Genomic DNA, 896 nt, shown 5'->3' on the forward strand with positions numbered 1-896 from the left:
GGGAGAGAAGGAGGGAAGGAGTGAGGGAGTCAGGGAGAGGGCTTGACGTTTTTCTTCAAAGTTAAAAATATGCAGATTAAAAGGTTAAAAATATGCAGATTAAAAGCGCGACAGCTTCCACACTACGAACTTTTACCGAAAAACTGGGTCTAAAGCCTCGCCCTTCTAGGGCGACTTTTATATATTCGGGAACAAAAACGTCATGTTGTGCGACAATAATCATAAGCAGCGGTAATTCGCAATAAAAAACGAAGGCAATAAAAAACGAAGGCAATAAAAAACGAAGTAGGTCTGGCGGTCAACTCCTGAACCGAAACCCTGGTAGTAGAAATCCTAAATGTTGTACAAGTGGGAGTCAAAGGAAAGCTTTGTAAAAACCTTATCAAACGCGGTCGGGCAGTCCATGTACGCTTGTGGACGTATCCAAACGGGGATACCTAAATGCTTGCATTTAGGTATCTAGGGAGGACGGATGAAGCAAGAATCCTCAGCCGCGACGGCTGAGGAGTGTCAACAAATTCGTTGCATATTGAGTACAAAACCAGGTATAATACTTTCCCCGCCAAGAGTTTGAGGAAATTTTAAAACTTCCACCTCTTGTCCTGGGCGATAAATTTCTACTTCCTGTTTTTTTCGGTTTATCAACCAACCTAGACGACAACCATTTTCGATATACTCTTGCATCTTCTTCTGAGTTTTTTTCAAGCTGTCATTAGGTGAGAGTATCTCGATGACAAAATCAGGACATAGAGGAATAAATTTTTCTCTTTGGTCTTTAGTCAAAGCATCCCAACGAGATTTTTCCACCCAAGAAACATCTGGAGAACGGTCAGCCCCTGAAGGTAAAGTAAATCCAGTTGATGAATCAAAAACTTCGCCCAATTGATTTTGGTCGT

General features: G+C 41.7%; 1 protein-coding gene. It reads right to left on the bottom strand.

Annotated elements, in window-relative coordinates; all coding sequences use genetic code 11:
• Positions 1-510: 510 nt before the first annotated feature.
• The coding region (locus DP116_RS28350) for a Uma2 family endonuclease (RefSeq protein ID WP_169158264.1) at positions 511-896 on the bottom strand (386 nt) is incomplete at its 5' end.

This window comes from Brasilonema bromeliae SPC951, assembly GCF_012912135.1.
Lineage (GTDB): Bacteria > Cyanobacteriota > Cyanobacteriia > Cyanobacteriales > Nostocaceae > Brasilonema > Brasilonema bromeliae.